This is a genomic window from Pseudofrankia coriaricola (genome assembly GCF_001854805.1).
Lineage (GTDB): Bacteria > Actinomycetota > Actinomycetes > Frankiales > Frankiaceae > Pseudofrankia.
This window is the reverse complement of record NZ_MBLO01000259.1, coordinates 22,955-47,645: the sequence shown is the minus strand read 5'-3', so window position 1 is coordinate 47,645 and position 24,691 is coordinate 22,955. Positions and strand designations below refer to the sequence as shown.

Here is a 24,691-nt window from a genome sequence, read left to right as displayed (position 1 = left end):
CCACGTCTGCGCCCCACGCTGACGTGGTACGGTAGCTCCGGTCACGAGATAAGACCACTCGGGCGAGTGGCGGAATGGCAGACGCGCACGGTTCAGGTCCGTGTGTCCGAAAGGACGTGGGGGTTCAACTCCCCCCTCGCCCACGCGATCGGGCTTCCCTGTTCGCGAATCCTTTGGATTTGCTCCCGGGCTCCCGCGTTATATTGCTCCGGGGCCGAGCCCCGGTCCCCGCGCCAGGGAGGGCTTCGTCCCCCTGGACCCCCCGGAACGATTTGGGTGGGTTTCGTTTTTTGGTTCCTTGCCTTTTTGTGGTGGCTGGTTCAGGTTGAATTTTTGGGTTGCGATGAGTTTTTCTGAGCATTGCGGAAATTGAGGTTTGGCTGGGTGTGCTTCCTTGCTGTGCTTCGAGTCTTGGTTGTGGTGTTGATTTGAGGGTGAGGTTCAGGGGCTGAGTGGAGGGATTGTTTCTCCTGGTCCATTGATTGGGGTGGTACTGAGGCTGGCGTTACCGGGTGCCGGTGCTGTGGGTGGTCTTGGTTTCTCGGGTGGAGTGCCCGCGGTCGTCGTGGGGCGGCGTGCGTCGAGCTGGGGCTTTGCCTCCCGGTCCCGCCGGGCTGGGCGGCCAAGTGGCTGGCGTGGAGAAGGCTGGGGCCTGGCTGGGATGCCGTTTTCAGCGCGGGTGCGGTCGGCCGTGGTGGCGCGGTGGCGGAGATCGGTCCTGGGTTTCGCTCCGTGTTCGTCCCGGGCTCGCGGGGGGTGCCAGAGCGGGCTGTGGTTTCTGACCCGTCGGGACGCTGGACCCAGGCGGGTGTTGGAGATCGCGGCCGAATGGTTGCCGGCGATCTCCGACGGGTGAAGGGCGGCGGTCGGACCAGGCTCCGCCGTCGGAGTGCCGGTGGCCCTGATGGGTGGAGCCGGCGGCGATTTTGCCGGTTTGGCTGCTTTCCTTCTTTCTTTCGATTCGGGCCCGCCTGTCGAGACGGGCCTGGTCGGGGTGTTTATCCCGAATTGCGGGGATGGAATTGCTGCCGGTGGGGGAGGCGTGATGACAGGGATGGAGAATTCGTCGCCGTCGCCGATACCTGAGTGGAATCGAGGGCGGTTGTTGCGGGTGTGTTCGAAATCGGGTGACTGCTGCCGAGGTAAGGACGGCTGGCGGTGACCGCCGGTACCTCGCGGGTGGCCTACGTGACGCGCCACGCGCCGACGGCGGTCCGCGGACTTCGGACCGGCTCGCCACCGGTGCGCGGGGCGACACCAGCACACCGACCCGTGACCCGCCCAGCCGCCGCCGTCTCGACCGCTGAAGGACGAGTTCGCTGCCTTGGTCGACGCATCCCGCATGGACCACGGAGAGCCAGTCCGTCGGCGCGTGCGTCCGAGGAGGAGATCCGGCCGAGGGCGGCGCGAAGGCGTTGATCCTTCGCGCCGCCGGTGGCGTCGGCTCGGGTTATTCGCCGAGCTCGGGCTGGGCGGGGCAGGTGGACAGGACGCCGCGCATGGCGTCGGCCTCGGCCTGGGTGACCCAAAGGTGGTAGCGGGCCTTCAGGCCGACCTGACGTGCGACGTAGGTGCACTGGTAGCCCTTGGCGGGCGGGAGCCACTCGCCCGCGTCCTGGTCGCTCTTCTTGATGTTTGTCGGGCCGTCGACGGCGAGCAGGTTCTGCGGATCGTTGGCGAACGCCAGCCGCGTGTCGTCGGTCCAGGCGTACGCGCCGGTGCGCCAGGCGTCGGCGAGCGCGACGACGTGATCGATCTGTACCGCCGAGGCGTCCCTGGACCGGTTGAAGCGGATGATCCGGTTGGTGTACGGGTCGGTCAGCTCGCCCGTGAGGACGATGCAGTCGTCGCTCTTACCGACCGTGACCGAGCGCAGGTCGCGGTGCAGGATGTCGTTGCGGGTGTCACAGCTGTTGTGGTCGACGTCCTTCCAGGCGGTGCCGAACTCGTCGCGCTGGTACTTCTTCTCGGTGCTCAGCGGCTGCACCTGCAAGGTGGCCAGCACCGCCAGCGCCGAGCCATCCGCGGCTACTCCGCCCCCGCCGCCCGTCGCCGCGCCGTCCGCGGGCGTGGGCGACGCGCTCGCGAGACTGTCGACGGCCTGCTGGACCCCATCGCACGAGGTCAACAGCATCGCGGCGACCACACTGGCCACCAATGCCACGGCGGCCGCCACGCTCACTCGTCGCGACACCAACTTGCTCATCTAGGCCCGCCTGTCCTTTGTCCGCCGCCCGTGCGGCTGCCGCCCGATCGTCCGTGGGCAGTCTGCCTCATCGGTCCAGTTTTCCGGGTAGCCGACGAGATGCACGAGCCGCCCCCATCGTGAGCTTTGGCACCTCTGGTGCTGGTTGCGACCCACGAATTCGGGTGTGTGATCGAACGGGTCGATCCCGCCGGCTTGGGGCCCTTACAGTGGCCGCATGCACGTGGGGGGCTCGCAGGTGGTCAAGGTGGTTGTGCCAGGCCGGCCGTTGCGCCGCGACGCGGAACGGAACCGGGAGCGCATCCTACGGGCGGCCCGCGAACTGTTCGTCGAGCAGGGCCTGAGCGTCGGCGTGGACGAGATAGCGCGGCGCGCCGGCGTCGGCATGGGAACGCTGTACCGCCGGTTCCCGAACAAGGACGCGCTCGTGGAGGAGACGCTCGTGACGGCGGTCGCGCGGGTGCGCGAACTCGCCGTCGCCGCTCTTGAGGCGCAGCCTCCCGGGCGGGCGCTGCGCGAGTTCCTGGTGACCGGGCTGAGTGACGACGCCTGCCGCTGGGCATTCGTCTCCCGCCGGCTCTGGACCGGACGCACCCGCGCGGCCGTCTTCGACGAGGTGGTGCCGCTGATCGGGGAGATGTTCGCCGATGCTCAGCGTGTCAGACTGCTGCGCCCGGATGTGGTGCTGGCGGACCTGATCGTCCTGCTACGCGCGTTGCGGGTGATCCTCGAACTCACGGACGCGTCGGCCGAGGGCACGTGGCGCCGCTATGTCGACCTGATGCTCGATGCGCTGCGTCCCAGCGACCACAACAGCCGCCTCGACGATCCGCCGGTCTCGCTCGCCCAGCTGGCCGGTGCGCCCCTGACCACCGCCGAGCTCGGGTAAGCCGCCCGGTGGGAGAACGCGGGCAGCCGCCGGCAGACGTCCGCGGCGGGCAGACCCGCCGTCTACAGGACGAAGGGTGGGACGGACGTGTCGGCCGTCATCGGGCGGCCGAGCGCGGCCCAGGCCATCATGCCGCCCTCAAGGTTGTGGGCGTCCCAGCCGCCGCCGACCAGGTAGGCGGTGACCCTGGCTGAACGGTTGCCGGAGCGGCAGACCGCGACCACGCGCGCCGAGCGCGGGACCTCGCCGAGACGGCCGGTGAGCTCCCCCATCGGGATGTGGGCCGCCCCGTCGATGTGGCCGGCCGCCCACTCCTCCGGCTCGCGCACGTCGAGCAGGAACAGCTCGCCCGGGGTTCCCGGTGGAATGTCGGCGACCGTGACGGTCGGCACCTGGTCAGATCCCACGTCGCCATCCTCGCACCCCGCCGCGGCAGTCTCGCGACTGGGGCCGGCCCGCCGCGCGCCACTCCGCCGATGGCGCGGGGAGGTGCCTCGGCCTTCGCTACTTGAGGAGGCGCGACAGGCGGCGGTCGGCGAGGACCCGACCGCCCGTCTGGCAGGTGGGGCAGTACTGCAGGCTCCGGTCCGCGAAGGAGACCTGGCGTACGGTGTCGCCGCACCGCGGGCAGGCCTGCCCGGTGCGGCCGTGGACGGCCAGGTTCGCCTTCTTCTCCGCCTTCAGGTCGGCGGCGCCCAGGCCGCCGGCCGCGTCGACCGCGGCGCGCAGCACCCCGACCAGCGCGGCGTGCAGCGCCGAGACCTGCTCGGCGCCAAGACCGCTCGCCGGCGCGAACGGCGAGAGCCGTGCCGCCCACAGCGCCTCGTCGGAATAGGCGTTACCCACGCCGGCAAGCACCGACTGGTCGGTGAGAACCCCTTTTGTCTGGGCGCGCCCGGCGGCGGCGAGCAGTCCCGCGAGCGCGTCGACGGTGAACGCGTCGTCGAGTGGGTCGATCCCAAGCCGGGCGACGCCCGGCACCTGGGCCGGGTCACGCACCAGGTAGACGGCGAGGCGTTTCTGGGTACCCGCCTCCGTCAGGTCGAAGCCGGACCCGTCGGTGAACACCAGCCGGAAGGCGAGACCCCCGCGGCCGCCCCGGCCCGGCGCGGCCGGTTGGTTCTCCTTCCAGCGCAGCCAGCCGGCCCTGGACAGGTGGGCGACCAGGTCGAGCCGCTCGCCGCCCGCCGCGGCGAAGACCAGATCCAGGAACTTTCCGTGCCGGGTGGCGTCGACCAGTGTCGCGTCCAGCAGGTCGCCCGGCCCTGGAGATACGGTGCGCAGCGCGTTGATCGCCACCGGCTCCGCCCGCGCGACCACCTTGCCGACCGCGCGTTCCCTCAGGACCGACGCAAGCGCTTCCATCTCCGGCAGCTCCGGCATGGGACCTCCCCCACCGATTGGCTAGGTCGGGGTTTGGCGCCCGCCGGCGCGTTCGGCGCCTGTGCCAGTCGGCAGCCAATCGGCGGGGACCCCGCGGGCAACTCATTCAGAAGCAGGAGACGGGACCCAGGGGCAGGAAGGTCAGGGCAGCTCCGGCATGAGGCCAGTGTCCCCTACCGCGTGCGATCGTGGAGGTATGACAGCTGGCGGTTCGGTCCATGACGGCTTGACTGATGGCCCGTGGCTGGCCTGCCCCTGGTGCTCGGGGATCGTCCCGCTGGCTCACCTCGTTCCCTCTGACGAGGAGCCGGGAACCGTGAACGCTGTCTGCGAGGGCTGCGGTCGCCGTGTCTCGTTCCTCCCGCCAGAGGAGCCCAACAGGCCGTTGCCCGATCTGCCGGCGTCCTGAGCCAATCTTCGGATTTCTGTGAAGTCTCCGTTGCCTCCGCGGCGAAGGGGCGGCCGAACCGGAGTCGTGGCTGAACGGGCAGAGGCCGTGTAACGACGAGGAAACAGCGGACGAGGACGGGACGGTGTGTCGGCTACCTGAACGCGGGGGGCGGAGAAGCGGGGTGATGAGGGAGACTGCGGCTGGCGGGTCGCGCCGGGTCGGGCGGTGTTCACTGGCAGGCGACGTGGCGAGGCGGATGCGAGAACAGGCGGGACGACGGCGAGGGTGACCGGGGTCATCGGGCCAGGAGACCGGGGGCGCGGGTGACGGAGGACGTGGCGGGCGCGGCGCGACGCCCGGCCTCCGGGGTGCCGGGCGAGCATCTCGCCTCGCACGACCCGCGCCGGATCGGCCCGTATGCCCTGCTCAGCCGGCTGGGAACCGGCGGGATGGGGACGGTCTACCTCGGCCGGGGGCCGGCCGGCCGGCTGGTCGCGGTGAAGGTCATCCGGCCTGACCTGGCGGCGGACGAGGAGTTCCGCCGCCGGTTCCGCCAGGAGGTGGCCGCCGCCCGCCGGGTCGCCCCGTTCTGCACCGCCGAGGTGCTCGACGCCGACCCCGACGCGGCCGCGCCGTACCTGGTGACCGAGTTCATCGACGGCCTGCGTCTGGACCAGGCGATCGCCAGGGGCGGCCCGCTCATGTCGTCGACGCTGACCGGCCTCGCGGTCGGGGTGGCCACCGCGCTGACCGCGATCCACCGGGCCGGGCTGATCCACCGTGACCTCAAGCCGAGCAACGTGCTGCTGTCACTGTCCGGTCCCCGGGTCATCGACTTCGGCATCGCCCAGGCGGTGGCGGCGGACAGCAAGGCCAAGCCGACGTCGTGGGGGTTCGGCTCCGCGGGCTGGATGGCGCCCGAACAGATCAACGGGCAGTCGATCGGGCCGGCCGCGGACGTGTTCACCTGGGGCATCCTCATGGCCTACGCCGGTACCGGCCGGCACCCCTTCGGCGAGGGGCAGGACATCGACCTCGCCTACCGGACCGTCTCGGCCGAACCCGACCTGACCGGCCTCGTGCCGCCGCTGTACGGCGTGGTCGCCGCGGCGCTCGCGAAGGACCCCGACGCCCGCCCCAGCGCTCGCGACCTGCTGCTCGCCCTCGTCGAGACGGGCCCGACCGGCGGCGCGGGCCTCGCCCCCGGGGAAGAACTGCTCGGGCTCGCCGCGGATCGGGCGGACGTGATGGCCGGTCCCGTCGTGGCGGCACTGACCGGCCCAGATCTGCACGGCCCAGATCTGCACGGCCCAGATCTGCACGGCCCCGGTCAGCAAGGCCCCGGTCAGCAAGGCCAGGACCAAGGCGGCGCGGGCCAGGGCCGAGCGCTGCCCAGGACGCGGGTCGCGCCGCCCGGCTACGGCGCCACCAACAACGGCCCGACGGGTCAGCGCCCACCGGGCAGCCGGGAAGCGGCCCAGGGGTACGTCCCACCCAACCGGGGCCAGGCCGCCCACCCCGGAGCCCCCGGGGAGATCGTGTCGCCGCGACGGCCGTCGACCCCCGTCGGGGGGGAACGGCGCTGGCCTGGAGGCGGCCCACCGGGCGGCGGGCCAGGCGGTCCGCCGCCTGCGCGACGGCGTGGGCCGGGCAACCGTGGCAGCCGCGTCGGGCTGTGGCTCACCGTCCTGCTGCTCGTCCTGGGAGCGGCGGCGATCGCCGCGATCGCGCTGAACCCGGGTGCGTCCAGCGACGACGGTTCTGGCTCGTCCGGGACGTCGAAGCCGACGGCGCCCGGGACGCCGACGCCCACCGAGCGGGTCTACCGCGACGGATCGCTGGAGTTCATCATCAAGGACCTGCGCTGCGGCGTGACCGAGATCGGTGTGATCATCAAGAAGCATCCGGACGGGCAGTACTGCCTGGTCAAGGTGAGCGTCCACAACACCGGGAACACCGCGCGTGGTCTGGTGGCCAACCAGCAGTTCATGTTCGACCAGAGCGGCGGCAAGCACGAGGCCTACTCGGGCTCCCGCTGGTACTTCTTGGAGAGCCTCTGGAACTCGATCAAGCCGGGCGGGGAGGTCAGCGGGACGCTCGTGTTCGACATCCCGTCGGACGCCCATCCATCGCGTCTCGAGCTGCACGACGGCCTTCTCGGCGATGGTGTGACCATCCAGCTCTGAGGCACCGCCGGACCGAACCCCATGCCCGCGATCCGCCTCGCTCGCGACTAGTCCGCGCGACCAGCCATAGAACGTGACAGCGCCATTAGCGCTGCGTCAACCCAGCTACGTCCTCAACCTGGCACCACCTGAACCACGGCCATACGCCTGTGCCCGGCACCACGCTGGGAGGACGCTCAGCGTCCGACGGCGGGCGGCGCGTCCAGCGCCCGCCGCCGCATCGAACAGGTCGGACCGAGGAGAGCGGTCGTTACGCTCAGGGGGTGTCAGACGGTGCTTCTTCTTCGCTGGTTGTCGGGTTCGACCTCGACCTGACGCTGTTGGACGCGCGCCGCGGCATCGTGGCGACATTCGTCGAGCTCTCGGCGCGTACGGGCGTCGCGGTCGACGGGGAGCTGGCCGTCAGCCGGCTGGGGCCGCCGCTGGAGGACGAGCTCGCGAACTGGTTCCCGCCCGGCGAGGTCGCCGCGGCCGCCGCGCTGTACCGCGAGCTGTACACGGTGCACGCTGTCCCGGTCTCCGAGCGGATGCCTGGCGCCAGGGAAGCCGTTGAGGCGGTGCGCCGGGAGGGCGGCCGGATGGTCGTGGTCACCGCCAAGAACGAGCCGCAGGCACGCGCCAGTCTCGCGGCGATCGGCATCGAGCCGGACGTCGTCGTCGGTAACCGGTATGCCACCGCCAAGGGTGACGCGATCCGCGAATACGGCGTCAACATCTTCGTCGGCGACCATGAGGGCGACATGATCGGGGCTCGAGCCGGTGGCGCGCTGGCCATCGGGCTGACAACTGGGCCGCACGACGCGGCCGCCCTCGCGGCCGCGGGCGCCGACGTGGTGCTGGGCGCGCTCGCCGAGTTTCCCGACTGGCTGGCCGACACCGTGCTCGACCGGCGGCTCGCGGACCTGTCCGCGCGGCTGACCGACCTTGGCTCGGTACTCGTAGCCTTCTCCGGCGGCGCCGACTCCGCCTTCCTGCTCGCGTGGGCGGCGCGCACGCTCGGTCCGGACGCCGTCGTCGCGGCGACCGCCGTCTCGCCGTCGCTGCCAGCGGCGGAGCTCGCCGGCGCGCGCGCGCTCGCCAGCGACCTGGGCGTGCGCCACGTACTGCCCGCGACCGACGAGCAGTCCCGGCCCGGCTACCGGGCGAACGGTGCCGACCGGTGCTACTTCTGCAAGGCGGAGCTCACCGAGACTCTCCTGCCGTTCGCGGCCGAGCTGGGCCTCGCGCATGTCGTCACCGGGACCAACGCCGACGACGCCGTCGCCGGGTTCCGCCCCGGCATCCGGGCGGCGGCCGAGCGCGGGGCCGCCACCCCGCTGCTCGACGCCGGTCTGACGAAGCGCCAGGTGCGTGCCGCCTCGCGCCGGCTCGGGCTCGTCACCGCTGACAAGCCGGCCGCCGCCTGCCTCGCCAGCCGGATCGCCTATGGCATCGAGGTGACGCCCCGCAGGCTCGAGCGGGTCGAGCGGGCCGAGGGGGCGCTGCGGCACGCGCTGGCGGAGGCCGGGCTCGACGTCCGCGACCTGCGGGTGCGCGACCTGGGCGATCGCGCGCGGATCGAGGTGGACGCCGGGCTGGTGGCGGTGCTCGCCGACCGGCCGGACCTGGTCGCCGTCGTGGAGGGTTTCCCCGCCGTCGAGGTCGACCGGCGTGGCTTCCGTTCCGGCGCGATGAACGAGCTACTTTCCTGACCGTTGGCTCCTGGCTCCTGCTTCGAGCCGAGCCGGCCGCGGGCCAGCCGATCTGCGGGGAGAAGGAATCTCTGCGCCTGACGGGCGCTCGCCCTATAGCCTGATGACCGTCGTTGGCTGGTCGAGCCGTCCCGGTTTCCTGGGGCGAAGGCCGGCGAAGGCGCGGCCAAGTACGTGTGGCCGCGCCTTCTTTGGCCCTGTTCCATCCCGTCGTGTCGCAGAACGAGGTCGCCCGTGCCCACCGGCAAGGTCAAGTGGTATGACGTCGACAAGGGATTTGGCTTTCTAAGCCGTGACGACGGCGGCGACGTGTTCGTCCACAAGGAGGCTCTTCCACCCGGTGTCGAGAAGCTCCGCGCGGGCGACCGCGTCGAGTTCGGCATCGCCGCCGGCCGCAAAGGCGACCAGGCCCTGTCCGTCCGGGTGCTCGCCGCGCCCCCGTCGGTCGCGAAGGCGGCGGCACAGGCCGCCCGGCGTAGCCCGGACGAGCTGCACAGCATGGTCGAGGACATGATCAAGATGCTCGACGAGGTCCAGCGTGATTTGCGACGCGGTCGCTACCCCGACCGCCGCGTCGCCCAGCGCGTCGCCAAGGTCGTCCACGCCGTAGCCAGCGAGTTCGAAGCCTAGGGCGCTCCCGGTGCCGGACGCTCCGCGCCCGCACCCGGGCGGCGCCTGTCGGGGCGAGGCGCTGGGCGCGCTCGCCCCGTGTCGGGCGCTGAGCGCCCTCCTCGCGTGGTGCCGGGCCCTGGCATATGGCGGTGGTCCGGCTGGGTCCGAGCTGGCGAGGTGGCTGAGTTGGTACTGCGCTGAGGCGCCGTCACCAGCTGTGCCTGGGTTGCGCGCATTTCTCACCGGAACGGCGTAGCCCCAGCGCGGGTCGATGCTGGCGAGGTGGCTGAGTTGGTACTGCGCTGAGGCGCCGTCACCAGCTGTGGCTGGGTTGCGCGCATTCCTCACCGGAATGGCATAGCCCCAGCGCGGGTCGATGGTGGTTCAGCGTAGGGGGGTGGAGAGGCGGGGGACGAGGTCTTCGGCGGCGGCGCGGCCGAGGAGCTCCTCGACGGCGGCGTAGCCCTCGTCACCGAGGTCGAGGCTGAAGTCGTTGACGTAGAGGTTGATGTGCGCCTCGGCGACCTCCGGCGCCAGTTCCTGGGAGTGCGCGAGCACCCAGTCGGCGGACGCCGTCCGGTCGGCGAAGGCGGCCGCGACGCTGTCCCTGACGGCGGCGCCCAGGTCGCCGGCGCCGGCCGGCAGATCCCGGCGGGCGAGGATCGCGCCGAGCGGGATCGGCAGGCCGGTGGTTCCCTCCCACCAGTCGCCGAGGTCGGCCACCGAGACCAGTCCGTAGGACGGATAGGTGAACCGGGACTCGTGGATCACCAGGCCCGCGTCGTAGCGGCCGTCACGGACCGCGGGCATGATCTGATCGAACGGGAGCACGTCGATCGAGGCGACGTCGACGCCGGCCGCCCACAGCCGGAACAGCAGGTATGCGGTGGTGCGGATGCCGGGGATGGCGACCCTCGCGCCACGCAGGATCCCCGGCCCCGTGGCGCCCGGTGTCCGGTCACCGCCCGGGTCGCCGCCGGCGGCGCGGCCGGGGGCCATGAGGACCAGCGGGCCGCAGCCACGGCCGAGCGCACCGCCCGACGGCAGGAGCCGGTAGCCGTCGAGCAGCCACGGCAGCGCGGCATAGGAAACCTTCACCAGATGGTCCAGGCCGTCGGCCGCCCGGGTGTTGAGCACGTCGATGTCGGCAAACGTCACCGACACAGGTGGCGTTCCCGCCACCAGACCGTGCGCCAGCGCGTGGAACACGAATGTGTCGTTCGGGCACGGCGAGATCGCCAGACTCAGCGGCGCCATGCCCTGAGGCTCGGCGGTCGTGTTGGGCTGGGTCACCTCGGTTGCCGTCATGCTGTTTATTTTGGTTCGCTCCGTCCGGGCGCGGCGCTCCGGCCCCGTACTCGCTTCGCTCCCACGGGACCTCCGCGCGCCGCCCGGACGGAGCCGAACCAAGAAACCAGTCAGGTGCGCAGCGGCTGAAGCAGGCCCTCGGGGTGGGCGACCAGGGCGCCCGCCGCGGTGCGCAGGCTGGCGAGCGCGCCCGGCATGTTCCAACTGCTCCGGTCGCGCCGGCCCACCTGGTTGCTGATCGCGCGGATCTCGCTGACGGGCACCCCGAAGGCCGCGGCGGCGACGCCGACCGCGTAGCCCTCCATCCCCTCCGCGACCGGGTCGAGGCGGGCGGTCAGGGTTGCCGCGCGCAGTTCGGTGCCGGTGACGGTGGCGACGGTGAGCACCGGGCCGGTGGCCACCCGCCGTCCGGTCAGCCCGAGCACCGTGCGCAGCCGTTCCACCAGCTCGGGATCCGGGACGATCGTGGAAGAGCCGAGGCCGAGGTCATCCAGGGTGAGGAACTTGCCGTCGATGGACGAGCTGGTGGTGCGTGGCAGCGGTGGCGCGCCGGTGCTGTGGAAGCCGAGGCTGCGGTCCATCTCGTGGATCTGGCCCTGCGGCTCGCGCAGGTCGTCGAGGCCGGATTCGGCGCCCAGATCGGCGGCGACGAGCCGCCCGGCGACCACCAGATCGCCGATCTCGGCCCAGCCACGAAACCCGCCGGCGACCCCCATCGACAGCACGAGGGTGAACGGGTCGCCCGCCGCCTGCGCGACGGCGAGCGCCACCGCCGTGCCGGCCGCGGCCGCGGGCCCGCCGGTGCCGGCGGCGAGCACCGTCACCGGGCCGCGGCGGCGCCCGACGTAGGGGCCGAGAGTGGACGTGGTCAGAAGCTGGCGGTCCCAGTCGGGCGAGACGGGCGCGCTCGGCGCCTCGGTGGAACGTCCGCGGGAGCGCGACCAGCTACCCATCAGGCCCGCGCACACCGCGTCCGCCTCCGCCTGCACAGCGGTGACGATCAAGGTGCGGCTCATCGGCGTGTCCGAGGCATGGTTCCTGGCTTTCGTATCGCTGTTACGTTGCGTTGCACTATTGTTACGCTTTGAGCATGTAGTCGGCCCTGTCCTGTCAGGTTCCTTCGCGGTCCGGGGCCCGCCTGGTGCCCGATGGTCGGTTCCGTGCGCCATCGAAGGAATCAGCAGACCCGCCGGGAAGCGCCACCGTGTCGGACGGCGCGGTGACAGCACGGGGTTTCCAAGGAGGGCAAACAGGACTTTGCTGACGGACCTTAGCATCGCCGTCGACGGTGCGTGGCGGGGTGCGGGGCGCCCACCGGCTCCCGAATCGTCACCCGCACAGGTCGCCCGCCTGCCCGAACACGTCGTCACCGCCCGTTCGAATCGCGGCAGCGGTCATGTCGCCGAGGCAGAGGTCCGGTTTCGGGCGGGCGATCGTGGACTGCGACGTCACAGCGGCGAGCGACCGAGCTGGCCGCGGCGGCGCGCCTCCGCGAAGGCCCTACGAGCGCGGCGAAGTGGCCCCCCGTGATGGCGGTTTCGGGTTGGTGACGTCACAGCGGCAAGCACCCGGGCTGGCGCGGAGGCGCGCCTCCGCGGAGGCCCGGCCACGAGCGAAGCGAAGTGGTTGGGCCGCAGCGGAGGTCGCCGGAGCGCACGTGAGCGGAGGAGGACACGGCGCGGAGGTCCCTTGGGAGCGAAGCGAGTAAGGGGCCGTAGCGCCGTGCCCGCACGGAGCGAACCAGAAACACAGCTCAGGCGTGACCGTAGGGCTCCGGGCGGCCACCATGGCCGGCGCCGGCGGCGTCCTGGCCTGCGCCACCCGCCGCCGCGCCGACCAGTTCGACGTCCGTGGGCTCCAGGTCGGAGGGGTCCTCGTCGAAGGGAACCGGCTCGGGATGCGCCGAGGGCGCGACCAAGGCCTCGGAGTGGGCGCCGCAGCCGTGGTCGATGGAGGTCACCTTGGCGTCGTCCGGCGCCAGCTCGTTGGCGCATACGCCGAACAGGCGGCCGAGCCCGCCGGCCAACCGGACGTGGAAGCCGCAGGTAAGGCAGGTCGCCGGGGCGACCTTCGCCACATGCGCGTCCGGGCCGGGATCCCCGGCGTACCAACGCGTGCTGGCCTCCTCGCGACCGAAGATGGACAGCACCCGCGGCCGGCCGAGGCCGAGCTCCAGGAAGGCGTCAGTGTCGGCGAACTCCTCGACATCGCTGCGGCGCAGCGCCAGACGAGGGTCATCGACGGCGGTCGGCAGCAGATCCCCGACGCCGACGTCACCCGGGCGCAGCCGCTGCGACCACGGCACCCAGGGCGGCGCGAGCAGCGCGCCCTCGCCGGGCATCAGGACCACGTCGTCGATGGTCACCCTGCGGACCCGCGGCGCCCTCGCGGTGACGACGGCCCATACCCAGCCCCGGTATGCGGGCGTCAGGCAGGCGAACCGGTGCAGCGCGAGCCGTTCGCCCTCGGCCTCGACGCCGAGGTGCTCGCCGACCGCGTCCGCGCCGCCGGCCTCCTCGATGGCTGCCTCGCGCGCGACGTCGACCGCGGCCGCGCAGACCGGGTCGGGCCCCCGGACGGCCCGCACCGCGCGACCGCGGCCCCCTTCGTCGACCGTCTCGTCGTCGTCCACCGCCGCCCGGGTCTCGGTCTCGGTGGCCGACTCCGGTCCGGCCAGCGCGGCCGTCTCGGGTTCCGTGGAGGCCTTGGCGGTCGGCTGGGGCACCGGTACAGATCCGGACACCGTTGCGGTCTCGGGCAGCGTTGCGGATCCAGCCGGCGTTGCGGTCTCGGGCAGCGTTGCCGTCGCCGGGACCGTTGCCGTCTCCGGGACCGTTGCGGGCTCGGGCAGTGCTTCGGGCTCGGCCGTCGGCGCGGGGGCCGGTTCCGGCCCGGGTTCGATGGTGGCCGCCGCGACCGGCTCGGGCCGCGCGGCGGCCTCAGCGGCCTCGGTGGCCGCCGCGGAGGCGGCCAGCTCCGGCGGCGTCCCGGCTGGCCGCGTGTCCCACTCAGCCGGAGCCTGGTCGGCGGTTGGCTGCTCGACCGGTAGGGCTTCCAGGGCAGGGGGCTCAACGGCCGGGGCCTCGGGAACCGAGGGATCCCCCGTCGGTGCCTCAGCAGACGAGGCCGAGGGAGCGGCCGCCTTGGTGGCCTCATCGGTGAGTGTGCCCGGGGCCTCCTCGTCGGCAGCGGGGTCTGGCGCCCCGGTTGCGTCCGACATATCCGGCGGCGCGGTCTCAGGTGTAGCCGAAACCACCTCCGGCGTCGCCGGGGGTGCGCTTGCCTGGTTGTCAGCGCCTGTCACGTCGTCCACGGATACATTGTCGCCTAGTCGTGACCAGTACGCCCGGCGTGGTCGTGGCCCTGCGGCTGTTTCGCGGGCACACTCTGCAGGGTGGGCACTGGCGGGATCGGCCGAACGGTGGGAAAGGCCCGCGCCGGGATGGGCACGGGCATCACACGGCTGCGCGCGTCGACAAGGCGCGATGGCGCGGACCGGTCAGGGCTCGCCGCCCTGCTCGACCTCTCCGTGATCAATGCCGCGGGCGACGCGCTGGTCACCGTGGTGCTGGCCGGGGCGCTGTTCTTCTCCGTCCCGACGGGTGAGGCTCGTTCCAAGGTCGCCCTCTACCTGCTGATCACGATGGTTCCGTTCGTGCTGCTCGCGCCCGTGATCGGGCCGGTGCTCGACCGGTTCTCCTACGGGCGGCGCTCGGCGCTCGCCGCCCTCTGCCTCGGGCGCGGGATGCTTGCCTGGCAGCTGGCCACCTCGCTGACCGGGATCGCGGTCTACCCGCTCGCGCTCGGCCTGCTCATGCTCTCTCGGGCGTTCGGGGTCGCGCGCAGCGCGGTCATCCCGCGAGTAGCGCCGCCTGAGCTGACACTCGTCAAGGTCAACTCACGGCTGTCGATGGTCAACATCGTCGCCGGCACCGTCGCCGCGCCCATCGGCCTGGGCATCGCGCAGATCCCCTACGTCGGCTACCCATGGGTGCTGCGGGTCTGCGCGGTGCTCTACCTGGCCGGCGTGCCGTACGCGTTCAAGCTGCCGAAGAGGGTCGACTCGAGCGAGGGGGAGCGCCGGCTGCGGGACGTGGTCGCCTCAGCGACCGGGCCGCGGGCCCCCATGCTCGCCGGACCGGGGAAGCAGAGCCGGTCGGCCCGGGCGCACGCCGCGATCAGGGCGGTGCTCGGGGGGTCGCCGGCGGCGCTGCGCTCGACCCTGGTGCTGCGCACGATCGTGGGATTCCTGACCTTCTACCTGGCCTTCCTGCTGCGCGCCGAGGGCGGCACCTCCCTGTGGCTCGGCGTGCTGGCCGCCGCGGCGGCGGTCGGCAGCGGGCTGGGCGTCGTCATCGGCGGGCGGCTCGGCCGGCGCCGCCCCGAGCGCCTCCTGACGCTCGCGCTGCTGCTGACGACCGGCGGCTGCGCGCTGGCGGCGGTCACCTACGCGAAGCTCACGGCGCTGCTCGCCGCGCTGCTGGCGATGCTGGCCGCCTCGATGGCCAAGCTCGCCCTGGACGCGATCATCCAGCGGGACACCGCTGAGGACGTGCGCAACTCGGCGTTCGCCCGCTCGGAGACCGTCCTGCAACTTGGTTGGGTCGGTGGCGGCGCGGTCGGGCTGATAGAGATGCCCGGCCCGCTGGGCTTCGTCCTGGCCGCCGTGGCGGCCGGCGCGACCGTGTTCGGCCAGGCACGGGAGCTACGGCGGGTCCGCGCGGCCCGCCGGGCCGGGGCCGCCGCGCCGGAGACGGCGCGCGACTGGCCGTCCGATCCGTCCTGGTCAGCCGACCCGTCCTGGCGGGCCGACCCGGCCGTCCTTCCGACGATGATGCCGCCGCCCGGTGACCAGTCGCCGCCGGCCGCCTGGTCACCGACCGTCGCGTCTCCCAGGGACGAGCCGAGGCCCACCCGGCGATGGAGAGGCCGCACGCGGCCAGGAGCGGTTCGGGTGCCACCGACGACACCGGACTGGGCCCAGCCCGGTCAGCCCGGTCAGCCCGGGCAGTCCGCGGACCTGCCGCCGGCGGCCGGCATGGGCCCGGGTGGAGGTGCCGGCTGGCCGGGCGCCGGGGCGCCCGCCCTCGACCCGGACGTGACCCTGCCGGCCCGCCGCCGGCGGTGGGGCCCGCGCGCCGGTACGCGGGCGGACGGCCTCGATTCGGACACGACCCTCCCGCTCAACGAGGAACGGCGGCACCCATCGATGCCGCCGCCCAGGGCCGATCTTCCTACTGACTAGCGTTCCCTGTCCCGGCTTTGCTGCCAGGCAAGGTGCGTCGCCATAGTGACTTGTTCGCGCAACATGATCACAGAAGGCGACCGCGCATCAGCGCTGGCGCGGACGCACCCACATCGTCCACCTCGCGACCAGCCAGACCACCGTCATATGCCCAGGGCCCGGCACCACGCGGGGAGCAGGGTCTCTGCCGGATCGGCGACAGGGTCCCTGCTGGATCGGCGGAGCCGATCTGGGAGGTTAACGATCCGGGAGGTTAGGCTCAGCGCCCGACCGGCGGCGCCCGGCGGGACCGCCTTATGTGAGCAGGTTCTTGCTCTTCAGGTACTCCTTGGCGACGTCGGAGCTGCGCTCCCGGTCGGAGTCGACCTTCTTGTTCAGGTCGGCGAGGTCGGCGGTGGTCAGCACCGGCGCCAGCGCGTTCAGCGCCGCGCTGATCTCCGGCGTGAGCGACTTGGTGTTGACGATCGGAACCAGGTTGTCGGCGTTCTGCAGCTTCTTGTCGTCGTCGAGCACGACCAGGTCGTAGTCGTCGACGGTGGCGTCCGTGGTCAGCACCAGGCCGAGCTGGGCGGTGCCGTCCTTGACCGCGGACTTCGTCTGCGCTGTGTCGACGCCGGTCTCGACGATCCCGGAGACCTTGATGTTGTAGGTCTTCTCCAGGCCAGGCTGGCAGAACGGCCGGGTGGCGCACTCGGGACCGGCGGCGATCTTCACCTCGAGGCCGCTGGCGCCCAGGTCCGACAGCGTCTTGAGGTTGTTCTTGGTCGCGAGGTCCTTGCTGACGGCGAAGGCGTTCTGGTCGACGGCGTCCGCCGGGTCCAGCGCGGTCAGGCCCTTGCCGGTGGCGAGCTTGCGCAGCGCCGCCATCGACGTGTCCAGGTCCGACGACGAGACCGACGCCGCGTCCTTCCCGTTGACCAGCGAGTTGAGCAGGTCGGCGTAGGTGGCGACGTACTGCGGCATGACGTCGATCTGGCCGCTCTCCAGCGACGACTGGGCGATCTCGGTGCTCTGCACCGATGTGCGGTCCACCTTGTAGCCGGCCTTGGTGAGCAGCTCGCCGTACATGTCGGCCAGGATCTTGCTCTCGGTGAAGCCGGCGTCAGCGATCGTCAGAGTCCCTTTGGGGCCACCGGTGCTGGCGGCGCCGGTCTGCCCGGAGCCGTCGGAGCCGCCGCAGGCTGCCGCGCCGAGGGTGACTGCCAGCACGGCCGCGACACCGACAGCGCGTGGCCCGATGCCGCGGCCGAGGAGCCGGCCGAGGCGTGGGCGGTCGCGGCGCCGCGGCCGGGGATCTTCGGCGAACTGTGTCGTTTCTGCCACAGGTAACTCTCCTGGGTATGGGGCGCCCTGTGCCCTGCCTGGCGCGCCGGTGGCTGGCCAGGCTTCGTCATAGTGGGAGCGTGCTGGACAACGTTCCGCATGACGTTGTCCGGCAGACCGAGGCGACGCAACCAGATGCTGCCTAATCCCGGTGCAGAACCACAGAACTGTAATTCTCGTGTAATAGAAGCGAGTGCGGTCGCGGGACGCGGACGAACGGTGGTGAGGAGTAGCCGCCGGGTGAGGGCACGTTGTCAGCTCCGTCAACTCCGTCAGCGCCGGACGCCGGCTGCCGGCTGCCGGCTGCCGGCGAGCGAACGTACGATCGGGCGCCGGGCAGGCGGCAGCGGATCGGCGGCGGAGGTGAGACTGACACCGATGGACACAGAGCAGCTGCGCACGCTGTTGACCGAGGTGGCCGCCGGGCGGGTCGACACGGACGAGGCGATGGCCCGGCTCGCGGCCGGGCCGCTCGGCGACGGCGCAGGTTTTGTCGATCTTGGGTACGCGCGGGTCGACACCCACCGCGGCGTGCGCACCGGCGACCCGGAGGTCGTCTACGCGGCCGGCAAGACGGCGACCGAGACGGTCGGGATCGTGACCGCGCTGCGCGCGGCGAGCGGTGACGGCCGGCCCACCCTGGTCACCAGGGCCGGCAGGGAGACGGTCGACGCTCTGCTCGCCCGCTGGCCGGACGCCACGGCGACCGACACGGCCCGCCCGCTCACGAGCGTCGCCGTCGGCCAGTTCCCGCCGGCGCGCGGCCGGGTCGTCGTCGTCTGCGCGGGCACCTCCGACGCTCCGGTCGCCGACGAGGCCGCCCTGACGGCCGCGGCCAGCGGCGCGGGTGTCGAGACGCTGCGCGACGTCGGCGTGGCCGGGCTGCACCGGCTGCTCGCGGTGCGCGACGTGCTCGCGAGCGCCGACTGCCTCGTGGTGGTCGCCGGGATGGAAGGTGCCCTGCCCAGCGTCATCGGCGGCCTGGTCGGGGTGCCACTCATCGCCGTTCCCACCAGCGTCGGGTACGGCGCCGCGTTCGGCGGGATCGCGGCGCTGCTCGGGATGCTGACCGCATGCGCGCCGGGGATCGCCGTCTGCAACATCGACAACGGCTTCGGCGCCGGCCTGTTCGCCGCCCGCGTCGCCCGCGCCGCCGCCGTCGCCCGCGCCGCGACCGCCGTCACCGCTGCCGGCGCTGATACCGCCGGCGTCGATGCCGCCGGTGACGGTAACGAGCCGGAGGGCACGGCCGCCGCCGTCGCGGTGCCGGTGGGCCCGATCGGACCGCGGTGACGCGGCGGGTTGGCTGGCTGGACCTGTCCTGCGGCGCGAGCGGCGACATGCTGCTGGGCGCCCTGGTCGGTGCCGGGGTGCCGCTCGACGTCATCGCCGCCGCCGTCGACACGCTGGGGCTGCCCGTCCGGTTCGAGGTTCGCCAGGTACGGCGCGCGGGCCTCGCCGCGACCAAGATCGACGTCGTCGTGCCCCCGGGCGACACCGTCCGCACCTGGGCCGACATCCGCGCGCTGCTCGCCGGCGCGCCCCTGGCCGAGCCGGTCAGGGACCGCGCGACGGCCATCTTCGCCGCGCTCGCGGCGGCCGAGGCACGGGTGCATGGAATCGCGCCGGACGAGGTCCACTTCCACGAGGTCGGCGCGCTGGACGCCATCGCCGACGTGGTGGGCGCGAGTGCCGGCCTCGCCCACCTCGGGCTGGACGAGCTGGTGGCCACTCCGGTCGCGCTCGGCGGTGGGCGGGCCGCGACGGCGCACGGCGTGCTGCCGGTTCCCGTGCCGGCCGTGCTGGAGCTGCTGCGAGCCGCCGGCGCGCCGGCCGCCGGCGGCCCGGCCCAGGTCGAGCTGTGCACGCCGACCGGCGCCGCCATCGTCGTCACGGCGGCGACCGGCTACGGCTACCTGCCGCCGCTGCGTGTCACCGCCGTCGGCGCGGGGGCCGGCACCCGGGACCTGCCCGGCCGCCCCAACATCGTCCGTGTCGTCGTCGGTGAGGCGCTCGAGGACGCGGACGGCGGCCGTGGCCGGCGGGGCGGCGCCTCCTCCGCCGCGCCCATGGTGCCGCCATCCGCTGGTCGGGCGCATGACGGCCACTCGCATGATGGTCACGATCATGATGGCCACTCGCGTGGCGGCCACGATCATGGCGGCTATACCGTTCCGGCGCCCGAGCTGACAGACCAGGCCGCCGAGATCGCCGACCACGGCGGACCCGGAGGACTGGGCGAGCCCGGAGGACTGGGCGAGCCCGGCGGACCCGGCGAGCCCGGCGGACCCGGCGAGCCGGGCGATCTCGTCGCGACCGACGAACTGGTGCTCGAGGCCAACGTCGACGATCTCGACCCGCGGGTATGGCCGTCGGTGCTCGCGGCGCTGCTCGCGGCGGGCGCCGTGGACGCGTGGCTCACTCCGATCCTGATGAAGAAGGGCCGCCCGGCGCACACCCTGCGCGCACTGGTGCCCCTCGCGGCCGCGCCCGCCGTGCGGGCCGCCGTCTTCGCGCATACCTCGACCCTGGGGCTGCGCGAGACGGCGGTGCGCAAGCGCGCGCTGGCCCGCGGCGTGCGTGTGGTCGAGGTCGCCGGCCACCCGATCCGGGTCAAGGTCTCGCCCGGTCTCCCCAGCGCCCGCGCCGGGGACCACGGTGCCGGGGACCAGGACGCCGGTGACCGGGGTGCCGGAGGCGTGGCCCAGCCCGAGTGGGAGGACGTGGCGCTGGTCGCGGATCAGCTCGGCTGGCCTGCCCGCCGAGTGCTCGCGGCGGCGAACGCGCTCGCGCACCGCGGCGAGTGGTCGGGCGTCTCCGAGCCCGCCGACGGCGGCCCCGCACCGACCTGACCGGCGCTGCCCGACCTGGCCCCGCGCCGGCCGCGCTGTGGCTCGGCGCTGGCGCGGGGCGGGCTGGTGGTGATCTCCACGGCCGGGTGGGCATGGGTGAGCCGTGAGAAGGTGTGGGGGCGCTGGGCAAGGCGAAGCCGCAACCGTGACCGCAACCGAGGCGAGCTAAGCCCCTCGGGTAGGCCGACCAGAGTGTGGCATGGGACTATGGGGTGGGTGCTTATAGTGATCTTTGGCCATTTCCGCGCCATGGGCTAGCCCACCGGTGTTCTAGTCCTCGGTGTGTCCAGCCCCCGACGGAAGGGGTTCCTGTGGACCGAGCGGGCGCCAGGCCGGATCGTGAGTGTCCCGCCCATGGCGGGGCGGACCGGGCGGGATCATGAGGAGCGACGCGGACTTCGACGCCGGCGACGGGTATCCCTCCCGGTACGCCGGTCAGCCGCGCGTGGACGTCGCCAGGGCGCCCGCGGGCGCGAACCGTCTCGACCCCACGGCGCTGCCCTTCGCCGACGGATACCTGGGCCGAGCCGCCGCCGGCGAGCCCATTGGTGGGCAAGAAACCGGCGTTGCCGGCGCGTATGGCGCCGACGGCCCTCCGGGGACCCGCCCGGCCGGACGCCTGCCGGGCGTGGGCTTGCCGGGCCAGCCTCCGCCGCCCCCACCGGTTCCGCCGCCCGGCGGAGAGAACCCGCGGTACGGCGCGCCGGCCGGTCCCGGCCCGGTCGCGCCTGGCGGCGCCCCGGACGGGCGGTGGCCGTCGTCGCACGCCGCCTTCGGGCAGGCACCGGCGGCGCCGGGCGGGCATGGCGGGTTCGGCGCCCCCAGCACTTTCGACGCTCCGAACGGATTCGACGCGTCGCACGGTCACGGCGCCCCGAACGGATTCGGTGCCCCGGATGGGCATGGTGATCCGCGCGGGTTCGGTGCTCCGGGCGGTGTCGGCGGCCCACCCGGACCGGGGGCGCTGAACGGATCTGGTGGCGCCGGGGCCGCCGGCTGGCGGCCGGCGGCCGACGAGGCCAGGGGTGCGCCCCCTCGCGGCTCGCGGCCCGGCCCGCCGCCGTCATCGCCGCGGCCGTCATCGCTTCCCCCCGCGCCGTTCCCGTCCGCGGGTGGCGCGCGACCTGCGTTCGTGCCTGGCTCGGCGGCTGCCCCGATGGCGTCCGGACAGGGCCCCATCGATCTCGACGCGGGCTCCAGGATGCCCGGCCATCCGCCCGCCCCGCCGGCGGGCACCCCCCGCTGGCGCCCCGACCCCTGGGCCGCGGCCCAGGCCGGCACGGCTGGCGCGTCTGGTCCGCCGGCTCCGGCCGGCCCTGGTTTCCCGCCGCCCGGTGGCCCCGCGGCCGGCAGCCCGAACGGGGCTGGGCGGGGGCAACGGCCCGATCCGCTCGCTGGCTTCACCGTCGACGCGGGGGCGATGCCGAGTGGGCCACCAAGGCCGATGCCCGATGGGTGGTCGGTCGGAGCTCCGGACCATCCGTCCATCCATGCCGCGCCGCCACCGCGGCCGGCCGTCCCGCCGCGCGCCGCGCCTGGCCAGGCGTCGCCCTACCGGGGCGTGCCGGCATCGGGCCCCGGTGGGTCATTCAGCGTGGACGGGCGCGTCGAGGACTGGCAGCTGGACCACGCGGCGCACCCTTTTCCCGGCACACCGCCAGTTCCCGGCACACCGCCAGGCCGTCCCGCCGCGAGGCCCGCTGGCCCGGCCGACCGTGTCGCGGGCCGAGACCCGTCGTCCGCCAGGGTCGAGGCGGCGCCGGCGCCCGCCGACCCGTTCGGCGTCGCCGCGCGCGACCCGTTCGTGCTCGGTGGGCGGGGGCCCGCCGGCACGCGTGAGCCGGCGCGGGAGGCGGCCGCTGGTCGCGGTGTTCCCTACGCGCCGGGGCATCCGTCCTGGCCGACCGGCCTCGCCGTGGAGGACCCCAACGCGCCTTCCCGGCCGCGCCCCCCCCGGCAGGCCGGTGCCTTCTCACCCCCCGGCGTGCCACCTGCGCCGCCAGGCAGCCGGCCGGCGTCCGGGCCGCCGCTCGCGAGCCAGCCGCACGGCGGCGGGCCCGCCGGCCAGTTTCCTGGCGAGCCGCCGGCTCGCCCGCGCGGCTGGGATGTCTCAGCCGGTGGGCGCGGCGATGGTCCCGGTGGCGGATCGCCACAGCCCGGCGGCCCGATCGTCTTCGGTGGCGCGGATGACGGGCGGCGCGTGGGCGCCGGCCCGGGGATGAGTGTGGACGGCGGCTCCAACGCCGGCCGTGGGCCCGGGCTGGGCTCCGTCGCCGGACTGGGCAACGGAGCCGCGCGGGGCAACCGGGCCGGGCCGGGTCACGGCGCCGGTCTGGTGCACGGTGGTGGGCCTGGCCAGGGCGTCGGGGGCCAGGTTGGTGGCATCGCCGTTGGTGGCATCGCCGTTGGCGGTGACGCCGGCTCGTCCGTCCGCCCCCAACCAGCCGCTGGGCCGTGGGTGGTGGAAGGCTCGGCCGACAGGGCGGGAAGGCCGCCCGCCAGTCCGGGCCGCGACCGCGCCGGTTCCGGTGCCGGCCGCCCGGGGCCCGGTGAGCGCCCGGCCTCGGCCGGCCTGCCGACCCAGGCGTTCGACCCACTGTTCGACGATTTCCCGGTCGGCCAGGCGCCGGGCGGCCCGTATGGCGCCGCGGGTGCGACCATCGCCGGCGGCCGTCCGGGCGCGGGCGCGCCAGGCGCCCAGCCGGGGATCGCTGGTGTCCCGCCCAGCCCACATGGGCCGGCGGGCCAGGGCTACCCACCGCGGCCGCCGGCGCCTCCTGGCGCGCCGGGCGGCTCGCCGGTGAGCGTCCCCGGCGCGCCGGTCGCCTTCGCCCCGCTGCACGACCAGGCGCCCGGCTTCCAACCGTCGACGCAGTTCCCAGCACCAGCACCGAGCCCGCTCCCCCAGCCGCCGCCCCCGTCACCGGGCATGGCCCCGCCCGGCGCGCAGCCGCCGCCCACCGCGGCCGCCGCCGGCTTGGTGGCACCGCCACGGCCGCCGGTGGCCCCGCCCCCCGGGGGCGACGGCGGGAGGCGCCGGCCGCCGCCCGGCCCTCCGCCGGTGGGTCACGAGCCTTCGGGCTACCCGGAGGCGGGCCGGGCGGTGGCCTCCCTTCAGCCAGGCCTCGGCCGGGTTCAGCCCGGCCAGCGCGAATCGTGGGACCAGTTCGACGTCGCGGGGCGCCGGCCCGGCGCGGCGCCGGCGGACAACCGCGGCGGCCGCCCGATCCGTGACGGCCGCGACGCCAGGGACGGCCGCGACGCCAGGGACGGCCGCGACGTCAGGGACGGCCGCGACGTCAGGGACGGCCGCGACGTCAGGGACGGCCGCGACGTCAGGGACGGCCGCGACGTCAGGGACGGCCGGGAGGCCAGGGACGGCCGCGACGCCAGAGAGGGCCGGGAGGCCAGGGACGGCCGCGACGCCAGAGAGGGCCGGGAGGCCAGGGACGACATCGGGGCGCCCTACTCGCCGCCCCGGCGGCGGAACATGCCGGACGGCTCGGGGAACGTGGGCGGACCCGCCGCCGACGACGTGTCCAGCCGGACGGGCGTCCGGCACGGTACCGGGCACCCCGGGGCGGCGCTCTACAGCGACGCCCTGCTGGGGCCGTCCCAGGAGACGGCGGCCCGAGGCTGGCGCAAGGTCGTCTACCAGATGTCCGGCGGCGCGGTGAACCCCGGGCCGTCGCCCGACGAGGCTCGGCACAATCGGCTGCTCGCGCATATCCGGACGTCGCTGATCGACTGCCACCGGATCGCCGTGATGTCGCTCAAGGGCGGCGTCGGCAAGACGACGACCACGATCGGCCTCGGTTCCACGCTCGCCGACCTGCGCGACGACCGGGTCGTGGCGATCGACGCCAACCCGGACCGCGGCACCCTGGGAACAAAGGTGCAACGGCCCTCTCCGTACACCGTTCGCGACCTGCTCGAGCACGCCCCCGGGCTGCATCGCTACGTCGACATCCGTCAGTACATGGCCCGCTCGGACTCGCGGTTGGACGTGCTGGCCTCGGCGGACGATCCCGAGATCTCCGAGGCGTTCGCCGACTCGGACTACCGCGCTGTCGACAATCTGCTGCAGCGCTACTACTCGATCCTGTTGACTGACTGCGGCACCGGCATGCTGCACAGCGCCATGGGCGGCGTGCTCGGGCTCGCCGACACGCTGGTCATCGTGACGAGCTCCAGCGCCGACGGCGGGACGTCCGCCAGCGCCACGCTGGACTGGCTGGACGCGCACGGCTACGCCGACCGGGTCCGTGACGCGGTCGCGGTGATCTCGATGTTCCCGCAGAACGGCGACGGGGTGGACGTCGACTCGCTCGAGCAGCACTTCGCCGCGCGCACTCGCCGGGTGGTGCGCGTGCCATGGGACCCGCACCTGGCCACCGGCGGGCGGATCGACCTGCACGAGCTGAAGCGGGAGACGCGCCGCGCCTACCAGGAGCTCGCCGCCGCCGTCGCCGAGCGCTTCGCCCCACCAGATCTCGACGACGCCGGCTATCCCATTCCTCAGCCCCGTTACAACGACCGCCTGTTCTCCTGACCCGCCGGCCGGGGCCGGGCACCAGGGCCGGGCGGCCAGGGCTCAGGGCCCGC

The 24,691-nt window shown here is 73.6% G+C and carries 15 protein-coding genes and 1 tRNA gene; 9 read left to right on the top strand and 7 right to left on the bottom strand.

All coding sequences use genetic code 11. The features are described from left to right. Positions 1–60 precede the first annotated feature (60 nt). Positions 61–143 (top strand) — tRNA-Leu (locus BCD48_RS38350). A 1,307-nt stretch (positions 144–1,450) separates the two neighbouring features. Here the strand turns inward: BCD48_RS38350 and BCD48_RS38345 are convergent. Continuing rightward, positions 1,451–2,206, bottom strand: a complete 756-nt coding sequence (locus tag BCD48_RS38345; protein ID WP_071053302.1) for an HNH endonuclease family protein — start codon at positions 2,204–2,206, stop codon at positions 1,451–1,453. 247 nt (positions 2,207–2,453) lie between these two features. On the opposite strand from BCD48_RS38345, the gene BCD48_RS38340 reads away from it, so the two are divergent. Then, positions 2,454–3,095 (top strand): TetR/AcrR family transcriptional regulator, encoded by a 642-nt coding sequence (locus BCD48_RS38340; protein ID WP_241842321.1) that lies wholly within the window; start codon positions 2,454–2,456, stop codon positions 3,093–3,095. A 62-nt stretch (positions 3,096–3,157) separates the two neighbouring features. Here BCD48_RS38340 and BCD48_RS38335 read toward each other — a convergent pair whose 3' ends face one another. Beyond that, entirely contained in the window at positions 3,158–3,502 is a 345-nt protein-coding gene (locus BCD48_RS38335) for a rhodanese-like domain-containing protein (protein ID WP_071053300.1), read from the bottom strand. A 97-nt stretch (positions 3,503–3,599) separates the two neighbouring features. Beyond that, entirely contained in the window at positions 3,600–4,478 is an 879-nt protein-coding gene (locus BCD48_RS38330) for a DNA-formamidopyrimidine glycosylase family protein (RefSeq protein WP_071053299.1), read from the bottom strand. A 714-nt stretch (positions 4,479–5,192) separates the two neighbouring features. Here BCD48_RS38330 and BCD48_RS38325 point away from each other — a divergent pair. The 3 genes from BCD48_RS38325 (at position 5,193) to BCD48_RS38315 (ending at position 9,376) form a co-directional block, all read left to right on the top strand. Further along, complete coding sequence (locus tag BCD48_RS38325; RefSeq protein ID WP_071053298.1) at positions 5,193–7,055, top strand: serine/threonine-protein kinase; 1,863 nt, start codon at positions 5,193–5,195, stop codon at positions 7,053–7,055. A 263-nt stretch (positions 7,056–7,318) separates the two neighbouring features. Continuing rightward, positions 7,319–8,746, top strand: coding sequence for an ATP-dependent sacrificial sulfur transferase LarE (gene larE, locus BCD48_RS38320; protein ID WP_071053297.1), 1,428 nt, complete (start codon positions 7,319–7,321; stop codon positions 8,744–8,746). 234 nt (positions 8,747–8,980) lie between these two features. After that, positions 8,981–9,376, top strand: coding sequence for a cold-shock protein (locus BCD48_RS38315; protein WP_071053296.1), 396 nt, complete (start codon positions 8,981–8,983; stop codon positions 9,374–9,376). Between the two features lie 366 nt (positions 9,377–9,742). Here BCD48_RS38315 and BCD48_RS38310 read toward each other — a convergent pair whose 3' ends face one another. The 3 genes from BCD48_RS38310 to BCD48_RS38300 all read right to left on the bottom strand — a co-directional run bounded on the left by BCD48_RS38310 (position 9,743) and on the right by BCD48_RS38300 (position 13,886). Next, on the bottom strand, positions 9,743–10,666 hold the full coding sequence (locus tag BCD48_RS38310; RefSeq protein ID WP_241842320.1) for a 1,4-dihydroxy-6-naphtoate synthase: 924 nt from the start codon (positions 10,664–10,666) through the stop codon (positions 9,743–9,745). A gap of 110 nt (positions 10,667–10,776) precedes the next feature. Then, on the bottom strand, positions 10,777–11,682 hold the full coding sequence (mqnB, locus tag BCD48_RS38305; protein WP_071053295.1) for a futalosine hydrolase: 906 nt from the start codon (positions 11,680–11,682) through the stop codon (positions 10,777–10,779). Positions 11,683–12,419: 737 nt separating this feature from the next. Beyond that, positions 12,420–13,886, bottom strand: coding sequence for a DUF3027 domain-containing protein (locus BCD48_RS38300; protein WP_491677200.1), 1,467 nt, complete (start codon positions 13,884–13,886; stop codon positions 12,420–12,422). A 201-nt stretch (positions 13,887–14,087) separates the two neighbouring features. Here BCD48_RS38300 and BCD48_RS38295 point away from each other — a divergent pair, with 201 nt between their 5' ends. Further along, the gene (locus BCD48_RS38295; protein ID WP_397428929.1) at positions 14,088–15,911 is read left to right on the top strand and encodes an MFS transporter; all 1,824 of its coding nucleotides are present in this window, start codon (positions 14,088–14,090) and stop codon (positions 15,909–15,911) included. 294 nt (positions 15,912–16,205) lie between these two features. Here the strand turns inward: BCD48_RS38295 and BCD48_RS38290 are convergent, their stop codons facing one another. Further along, on the bottom strand, positions 16,206–17,234 hold the full coding sequence (locus BCD48_RS38290) for an ABC transporter substrate-binding protein (protein WP_083419830.1): 1,029 nt from the start codon (positions 17,232–17,234) through the stop codon (positions 16,206–16,208). 378 nt (positions 17,235–17,612) lie between these two features. Here BCD48_RS38290 and larB point away from each other — a divergent pair, with 378 nt between their 5' ends. From larB to BCD48_RS38270, 3 genes are all read left to right on the top strand, one after another. Continuing rightward, on the top strand, positions 17,613–18,527 hold the full coding sequence (gene larB, locus BCD48_RS38285; RefSeq protein WP_071053293.1) for a nickel pincer cofactor biosynthesis protein LarB: 915 nt from the start codon (positions 17,613–17,615) through the stop codon (positions 18,525–18,527). Beyond that, a complete protein-coding gene (gene larC, locus BCD48_RS38280; protein WP_071053292.1) occupies positions 18,524–20,086 on the top strand; it encodes a nickel pincer cofactor biosynthesis protein LarC in 1,563 nt (520 codons plus the stop codon). The genes larB and larC overlap by 4 nt, the downstream gene beginning before the upstream one ends. A 1,594-nt stretch (positions 20,087–21,680) precedes the next feature. Continuing rightward, positions 21,681–24,638 (top strand): nucleotide-binding protein, encoded by a 2,958-nt coding sequence (locus tag BCD48_RS38270; protein WP_241842319.1) that lies wholly within the window; start codon positions 21,681–21,683, stop codon positions 24,636–24,638. Positions 24,639–24,691 lie beyond the last annotated feature (53 nt).

Coding starts and splice junctions, on each gene's coding strand:
- mqnB (WP_071053295.1), bottom strand. CDS start 11,682: ATGAGCCGCACCTTGATCGTCACCGCTGTGCAGGCGGAGGCGGACGCG.
- larB (WP_071053293.1), top strand. CDS start 17,613: ATGGACACAGAGCAGCTGCGCACGCTGTTGACCGAGGTGGCCGCCGGG.
- BCD48_RS38300 (WP_491677200.1), bottom strand. CDS start 13,886: ATGTCGGACGCAACCGGGGCGCCAGACCCCGCTGCCGACGAGGAGGCC.
- BCD48_RS38330 (WP_071053299.1), bottom strand. CDS start 4,478: ATGCCGGAGCTGCCGGAGATGGAAGCGCTTGCGTCGGTCCTGAGGGAA.
- BCD48_RS38310 (WP_241842320.1), bottom strand. CDS start 10,666: ATGACGGCAACCGAGGTGACCCAGCCCAACACGACCGCCGAGCCTCAG.
- BCD48_RS38345 (WP_071053302.1), bottom strand. CDS start 2,206: ATGAGCAAGTTGGTGTCGCGACGAGTGAGCGTGGCGGCCGCCGTGGCA.